This window comes from Streptomyces sp. NPDC051286 (genome assembly GCF_044455345.1).
In the GTDB taxonomy this organism is placed as follows: Bacteria; Actinomycetota; Actinomycetes; order Streptomycetales; family Streptomycetaceae; genus Streptomyces.
Genome location: NZ_JBITER010000123.1, coordinates 1 through 4316, shown reverse-complemented (window position 1 = coordinate 4316; position 4316 = coordinate 1). Strand labels below are relative to the sequence as shown.

Below are 4316 nucleotides of genomic sequence, written 5' to 3'. Positions count from 1 at the left end.
GCCCGTCGAGTACGAGACCAACCACTACATGAAATCCACAAAACCCCAGGTCACAACCACAATCTGAGATCTCTACCGAACCCGGGGCGGTTCAGGTGGCCGCGGTGGTGAGGTCGGGGCGTTGCCAGGTGCGCGGTATGGCGCGGGCCTGGCAGTGGCACGGCCGGCACACGCCCTTCTTGAGCGGGACGGTGCGGCCGCAGGTTCCGCACCTGCCGACCTGATGACCGCGGTTGCGGAAGGAGTTGCAGGCCGCGCATAGACCCCTACGACGCCAGATGCCCCAGGCTAAGCAGTCGCTGCAGCTGTCCGCGGACACAACGCGCGGGTGGCAGCGGCGGCAATAGCCGCCGGCGTAGTGGTTGTCGCTGCCGCACGTCTTACAGACGGGCGGAGGAAGGCTGGGATACAGGCAGCTGAAGCAGCGTCGCCGGCCGTACTCCGCGACTTTCTCGCCGCACTGCGTGCACGGCCGCGGCCGCAGGTTCACAGCGGCGGCTCCGTCCGACCGGCTCGGCGCTCGAACGCGGGGCGCTCGCCCGCCACCGCCGCATGGCCGGGTGCGGTCACCGTTCGCTGGATGCGGGCCTTCTCCGGCTCCGGGACCAGAAGGTCGTTGGGCTCGCAGGCGAGCACCTCGCAGATGACGTCGAGGTCGTCCAGGCGGATCGTGACCGGCTGTCCGGCCCACAGGTTGGACATCTTCCCGGCGCTGATCACCAGGCCTGCGTCGGCGAGCATCGCCTGCAGCTGCGAGGACTTCCAGATGTCACGCTGCGCGGCGGCCAGCCGGAGGTTCCATTTCATGATGGCTCCTGTCTCGGCTATCCGGTGAACCGGGACGCGACGCGCTGGCCAGCGGAGACCCAGGCGTCCTCGACGTGGGTCTTGTTGACGTGTAATGGTGTGCTCGGGTATTGGAACTCTCGGAATACCCCCGTGATCAGAGGGGATCGAGGAGCATCAGGACCTCGTCCCGGGTGTCGTCGGGCGCAAGGCGAAGGGCTCCGGGCCAGCGACCGACCTCACGCCATCCGAGCCGGCTGTAGAAGCTCTCCAGCCCTTCTTCTCCTCGGGCCGCGAGATGGAGCTGTTCGAGTCTCAGTTCGTCACGGGCGATCTTCCGCAGCTCACGCATGAGAGCGGATCCGACACCACGGCCGCGGAATTCGGGGTGGGTCTGAAGGTGGTGAACCGTGCCCCAGTGCTCGACGAGCCGGTAGGGATCACGGTTGAGGACGACCCACCCGGCAAGACCGTCACCGAATCTGGCGGTGATGAGTCGGCTGTGCTGCGGATGAAGACGGCCGAGGAGCTTGTCCGTGACGGGTGCGACGTCGTCGTCTCGGACCGGCGGGAAGGGGAATCCGGCGGCGCCGCCTGAGTTGGTGACCGCGATCCAGCAGTCGATCAGCTGGCGTCGGAGGTCGGGAGTGATCTCGCGGGCGTCGGTGATCTGGACGAGGTCGGGCTTACTTGCGTGTGTCATGAAAAGCAGCATGTCAGCGCGGTCTGACATCGGGATGGGTCAGGTTTTCGAGTTCCGGCGGCTGACGTCGGCTGCGTAGGCGGCCCAGTCTCCGGCGGCGGCTCGCTGCCATTTGACGGCGACGGTGATGTCGATGCCGAGGGTGCGGGCGAGGACGGCGGCGGGCAGTTCGGTGGCGAGCTGGAACAGTGCGGTCGAGCGGGCGCTGTCACGTTGTCGGAAGTCTGGGTGTCTGACAGTGCGTCGGGGCACGGTGACCCGCGGTCCGGGCCTGCGTTCAGGCCGTGGTTGATCGGCCGACAGCGCCAGTGATCTGGTCCCAGATGGCGAAGCGGATGGTTATCTCGGCTCGGTGGTCGGGGGCGGTCATCAGGTGTCGGCGGGGTCGGAAGTGGGGTGAGATGCCGCTGAACGCGGACAGGAACCGCTGGGCACCACCGACGCTGCGGAAGCCTTTCATCGCGCGTTCGCGCTGACGGGTGGGCTGGTGGCTGTTCTCGGCCCGGTTGTTCAGGCTCTTGTGGGAGCGGTGCTCGACGGAGGGCATGACCTTGCGGTGGGCGGCGCTGTAGGAGCGGAGCTTGTCGGTGATGATCACCCTCGGCACCGTCCGGGTCTTCGTCAGCAGCGTGCGGAAGAAACGACTGGCCGCGGCGGTGTCCCGCCGGTTCTGCACGAGGATGTCCAGCACGCTGCCGTCCTGGTCGACAGCCCGCCACAGATACTTCTGCCAACACCGTTGCGTTAGGTCTGTGACCTGCGGTGCAATCTGGGGGCGACTCCGTCTGCCATGATCTGGATCTCGGCATGGACGGTGTAGTGCTGGGCCTGCTGGGGGTGTCTGCCGTGGTTCGCGTTGTACTTGCTGGTGGCGTTCTTCTTGCTACGGGCCTTGGTGCGTCGGCGCCTGCGGGCGGGCGACAGCGCGGCGAGGGCGGCCCGGCCGATGGCTCCGGCCAGGTCGGTGGGGCCGTCCGGGGCGATGCCGGAGGCGCAGGCGATCGTGTCGGTGGCGGTCTGCAGCAGCACGGTGAAGCTGAGGCGGTCCATGTCCAGGTCGGGCCGGTCCGCGACGGCGTCGGCGGCCGCGCGGATCAGCGCCTGGTAGGCCGCCAGCAGGGCCCAGACCTCCTGGTCGATGCCGTCGATGCTGTGCGAGCGCAGGACGCGGCCGTCCAGCAGGGAGGCCTTGATTGAGAAATAGGTGGTCTCCACCTGCCACCTTTCGTGGTAGAGGTCAACCAACTCGGCGGCCGGGTAGCGCTGGTGGTCGAGCAGGCTGGTGATCAGCCGCCACTGCTCGCGGCGTACGGTGCCGTCGTCCAGGGTGACGGTGATCCAGGCCTCGATGACCCGGACCGGTAGGGACGGGTAGCCGCGTCCGGGTTGGTAGGGGCCCGGCAGGTAGGAGAGGTAGGAGCCGTCCGGCAGACGGCGCACGATGGTCGGGCAGCGGCGCGCGCCCGAACGCACCAGGAACTGCGCACCGGTGGCGCTCACCTGCTCGAGCAGGGCGCGGGAGTCGAAGGCAACGTCGGCCAGCAGCAGCATCGAGGCGTCGAGGCGGCCCAGCAGCCGGGCGGCGTAGACGGTCTCTCCGTCGGCCTCGGGCCCGAAGGCGGCCGCGAGCAGGGCCCGGGTGCCGCACTCGACGATCACCAGCAGGCGCAGCAACGGGTATCCGAACTCCCTCTTGTCCCCGGCCCGTTTGGGATAGCGCCAGGTGACCTGCTCGTCCTCGGGGACGTGCAGGCTGGTGCCGTCCACCGCGACGGTGCGCAAGCCCCGGTAGTGCACACCTGGCCGGCCACGCTCACCGACCGGACCGGCCAGGGTCTGGAACAACAGCTTGAGCGGGCGTGCGCCCAGGCGGCGCCGGGCCCGGGCGAGGGAGGAGACAGCCGGGCGGACGAGGACGCCGGCGGGCAGCTGCGCGGTCAGCTTGCCCCACACCGCCCGGTAGGAGCAGCGCTCGAACAAAGCCAAGGCCAGGACGAAGTAGACCATGACGCGCGCGGGCAGCAGCCGCACCCGCTTCTCCCGTGCGCCGGTCTCGGCGAGCACCGCATCCACCAGGGCGAAGTCCACGATCTGGGTCAGTTCGCCCAGGTGCCCGGGAGCGTGCACCCCCGGTGCCGTCCCCCGCCCGGTCGTGATGGCAGACTGCTCCTGCAACGAGACCCCCGATGATCTTCACGCTTGGTCGCAAGATGATCTATCAGGGGCCCCGCTTGGCGCTCATAGTGGGGTTGCACCGCGGGTCACAGACCTAACGCAACGGTGTTGATACTTCTGCTCACCGTTGATCTTGATGAAGACCTCGTCCAGATGCCACCTGTCCCCCGGCCGCGGCTGTCGGCGGCGCAGCGCGTTGGCGTACGCCTGCCCGAACTTCAGACACCAGCGGCGCACGGTCTCGTGGGAGACGCTCACGCCGCGCTGGAGCATCAGCTCCTCCACTTCACGGAAACTGAGCGGGAACCGGAAGTACAGCCACACGCAGTGCGAGATCACCCCGACCGGGTACCGGTGACCCCTGTACGACGGCGACACGCTCCCCACGGACGATCCCCCTCCACCATGATCAACCCGAGGATCCTCCCACGCCACCCGCCAACGTGACAGCGCCCGCGGATGCACTCCGATTCTGTGGACATGGAACCCTAGGAAGTCCCATCATCCCAGTTCAGAGGGCATCTGCGTCTTCATGTCCAAGCTTTGAACCGACTGTTGACTCTGCTGCGTAATTCCAGGGTCAGGCCGTGAGCCGGTAGGCGAGGCGTTCGAGGCGGCTGCTGCGGGTGTGGTGCTGGTCGTGTCCGGTCCA

At 67.9% G+C, this 4316-nt stretch carries 4 protein-coding genes and 2 pseudogenes; all 6 read right to left on the bottom strand.

The annotated features are described in order from the left end of the window. Positions 1 to 486: 486 nt before the first annotated feature. Positions 487 to 807, bottom strand: a complete 321-nt coding sequence (locus ACIBB8_RS37545; RefSeq protein ID WP_398959860.1) for a helix-turn-helix domain-containing protein — start codon at positions 805 to 807, stop codon at positions 487 to 489. A 136-nt stretch (positions 808 to 943) separates the two neighbouring features. Next, the gene (locus tag ACIBB8_RS37540; protein WP_398959858.1) at positions 944 to 1489 is read right to left on the bottom strand and encodes a GNAT family N-acetyltransferase; all 546 of its coding nucleotides are present in this window, start codon (positions 1487 to 1489) and stop codon (positions 944 to 946) included. A 39-nt stretch (positions 1490 to 1528) separates the two neighbouring features. Next, a complete protein-coding gene (locus ACIBB8_RS37535) occupies positions 1529 to 1741 on the bottom strand; it encodes a hypothetical protein (protein WP_398959856.1) in 213 nt (70 codons plus the stop codon). Positions 1742 to 1766: 25 nt separating this feature from the next. Beyond that, positions 1767 to 2219 (bottom strand): annotated as a pseudogene (locus ACIBB8_RS37530) (transposase); the annotation flags it as partial. Positions 2220 to 2233: 14 nt separating this feature from the next. Then, positions 2234 to 3616 (bottom strand): IS4 family transposase, encoded by a 1383-nt coding sequence (locus tag ACIBB8_RS37525; RefSeq protein ID WP_398959854.1) that lies wholly within the window; start codon positions 3614 to 3616, stop codon positions 2234 to 2236. A gap of 144 nt (positions 3617 to 3760) precedes the next feature. Continuing rightward, positions 3761 to 4051: pseudogene (locus ACIBB8_RS37520) on the bottom strand (transposase); the annotation flags it as partial. Positions 4052 to 4316: the final 265 nt, after the last annotated feature.

Bases quoted from the DNA above. Each gene is read 5' to 3' on its own strand.
- ACIBB8_RS37545 (WP_398959860.1), bottom strand. From the start codon at position 807: ATGAAATGGAACCTCCGGCTGGCCGCCGCGCAGCGTGACATCTGGAAG.
- ACIBB8_RS37540 (WP_398959858.1), bottom strand. From the start codon at position 1,489: ATGACACACGCAAGTAAGCCCGACCTCGTCCAGATCACCGACGCCCGC.